This is a genomic window from Actinocrinis sp., assembly GCF_035650855.1.
Classification (GTDB): domain Bacteria; phylum Actinomycetota; class Actinomycetes; order Streptomycetales; family Catenulisporaceae; genus Actinocrinis.
The window spans coordinates 1-2,737 of the sequence record NZ_DASRGV010000244.1 but is presented as its reverse complement, the minus strand read 5'-3'; the positions used below and the strand labels follow the sequence as shown (position 1 = coordinate 2,737).

At 69.2% G+C, this 2,737-nt stretch carries 3 protein-coding genes; 1 reads left to right on the top strand and 2 read right to left on the bottom strand.

What is annotated here, in order from left to right:
- Both VFB40_RS17785 and VFB40_RS17780 read right to left on the bottom strand, forming a co-directional pair.
- Positions 1 to 600, bottom strand: a 600-nt coding sequence (locus VFB40_RS17785) for an alpha/beta fold hydrolase (protein ID WP_324852049.1), incomplete at its 3' end; no start/stop codon positions are given.
- Between the two features lie 59 nt (positions 601 to 659).
- A complete protein-coding gene (locus VFB40_RS17780; protein WP_324852047.1) occupies positions 660 to 1,544 on the bottom strand; it encodes a class I SAM-dependent methyltransferase in 885 nt (294 codons plus the stop codon).
- A gap of 356 nt (positions 1,545 to 1,900) precedes the next feature.
- Between VFB40_RS17780 and VFB40_RS17775 the strand changes: the two genes are divergently transcribed.
- A partial coding sequence (locus VFB40_RS17775; protein ID WP_324852045.1) for an alpha/beta fold hydrolase occupies positions 1,901 to 2,737 on the top strand: 837 nt, incomplete at its 3' end.

Below are 2,737 nucleotides of genomic sequence, written 5' to 3'. Positions count from 1 at the left end.
GTAGGGTCGCGCCCATTCAGCGGTGAACCGCACCCGCTCCAAGCGACTGCGATACTCGGCGCGAGCCTCAGGAAGCCAGACGTTGGCCGGGACGCCTGCGAGCGCATCGGCCCGCGTCAGCTGCGGGCTCGGATCGGGATCGTCGGCCCATAGCGCTTCGCCTGCTGCTTGCAGTCGCGCAACCTCCGGCCAGTCATCATAGGCATCGTCGGGCACTGGCAAGACGCTGCTGGAGGCGACGATCAGGGCCCGGATCCGCTCCGGCGCGGCCAGAGCGAGCCGTTGGGCGAGTAGTCCTCCGTAGGAGAAGCCCAACACATCAGCTTGCGCGAGCAGAGCGAGTAGGTCGGCGACCGCAGCGGCGGGCGAGTACGCCGAGTCCGGCAGGCCGGTACTGGAACGCCCGCAGCCGCGTAGGTCCGCGAAGACCAGGTGTCGTTCTTCGGCCAGGCGAACGAGCGGCTCGCGCAAGTAGCTGTGATCCCAATCCGGCCCGCCGTGGATCACAAGCAGGGTCCGGTTGATCGGGCCGTTGCTGCACGCGGTGAACAGTCGCACCGGCGGGTCGTCACACACGGCGACGTACTGCTCGGTCAGCATCGGGCCAGTGTTGCAGCGCCCGCCGACATTGCTGACTCGACACCGTATCCGTCAGCGGCTCAGCGCTTGCGGGCAGCGACCAACCAGGCGTGCGCGTCCAGCTCCATCCCTTCGGTCGTCGCGTAAGGGCTCAGCGCCTCGCGCAACGCGTCCATCGCGCGGTCTCTTGCCTCCGGGCCGGCCTCGGCCAGCGCTGTCTGATTCGACGGCGTGGTCATCTGGTACGCGACCGCGTCTTCGAGGTCGGCGCCGACCCACATCCGCTCGTCCACCGCGTTGATCTCGACCGCGTCGAAGCCGGCGGCGGTCAGCAGGCCGCGCACTTCGTCCGGGTCGGCGAGCGAGAACGGGCCCGGTTCGCCCGGCGTGTTGCGCTGCGGGACGTCAAGGTGGGCGCAGAGCGCGCGCAGCGGAAGGGTGAAGAAGTCGTTGATCTCCGCCGACTGCCAGCAGAGGAAGTGCAGGCTTCCGCCGGGGCGCACGGCCCGTCCGAGGTTGCTGAAAGCGGCCTGCGGATCGGCGAAGAACATTACGCCGAACCGGCTGAGCATCACGTCGAAGCTTTCTGGGGCGAAGGCGTGAACCTGGGCGTCGGCCTGCTGGAACGAGACGTTCGCGACCTCCTCGGCAGCGGCCCGCCGCCGCGCCTCGGCCAGCATCGGCGCGGACAGGTCCACGCCGAGCGCCTGCCCGTTGGCGGCCTGGCGCGCGGCGTACAGCGTCGTGCCGCCGCAACCACAGCCGACGTCTAGCACCCGCATGTCGGGTGCGATTCGCGCCGCTGCGAAGAGGTGCGGCGAGAAGCGGCTCAGTTGCGCCTCGCGGCGGTCCCGGTACTGCACCCAGTGCTGCCCGGCGTCCCCGTTCCACGCCTCCGCCTGAGCGGCGTTACCGTCTGCGGGCGCGGCGGCTTCCGTCGTCTCGCTGTGCGGCATGTGTGGCATGCGCTGCCCTACCTTTCCGCGACCCGGCCGGATGCCATACTCGACGATATTCCACTCTTGTCTGGGGATGCGCGCCGACCGGATCGGCTCGTCGAACTACGCGTGCTCGCCGGTGCCCAGCCCCCCGATGACACTTTCACAGCGCCCGATCTCGCCTCACCACTCTCACGCTCGTCAAAGCCATCAGCGCGCCGCGCCCGCGAGCGAGTCGATCCATCCGGTATCCACCGTGCGGCTAGTGCGTTACCGTCACCGCCGTTGCCAGATGCCGACGACAGGGGGAGTCCGTGCGGACAGCGATTCGGGGCCTGTGTGTGTTGAGCTTGTCGGCGGCACTGTGCGCGCCGGCACCGGTCTTGGCGGCGACGAGCACTCAGCTCGATGCCGGCGCGGGCGTTGGCTTGTCAGGCTACGAACATCAGAGCTTACATTGGGTGAGCTGCCCGGGGGTCGACGACCCGCGGCTGCAATGCGCCTCGGTGCGCGTGCCGCTGGACTACGCCCACCCCCAGCGGCGGGCCATCAGCATCACCATCTCGCGACTGCCCGCCACCGACCCGGCCCAGCGGCGCGGCGTGCTGCTGACCACCGGCGGCGGGCCCGGCGGTGCGGGCGTTCCCCTTCCGATCCAGCTCAGTCAGAGCCTTGATCCCACGGTCCTCGCGCGGTACGACCTGATCGGCTTCGACATGCGCTTCGTCGAGCGCAGCACGCCGATCACCTGCGGACAGCCGACCGAGGAGCCGGGCGGCTACTGGGTGCGCGTGAACGGATTCCAGTCCTTTGACACGACCAGCGAGCAGGCTGCCGCGCTCGCCCGGGACTGTGCACGGTACGCGGGCTGGGCGCTCCACTACGCCACGACCGCCAACGCCGCCCGCGATATGGATGTCATTCGCGACGCATTGGGTGAACGCACCATCTCGTACCTCGGCGGTTCATACGCCGCACTCCTCGGGGTGGCGTACAGCTCTCTGTTCCCCGAGCGGCTGGATCGGCTCGTGTTGGACAGCCCGCCCGACTACGACACGGTCTGGCGGTCGTTCGAGTTGGGCCGCACGGCCGCGATGGAGAGCAACTACAACGCGTTCCTGAGCTGGCTGGCCCAGAGCGACAGCACTTACCACCTCGGCACGACGGCGGCGCAGGTCGGCTCCGCGATCACGTCCGTTCTGCGTCAGGCCAACGCGCAG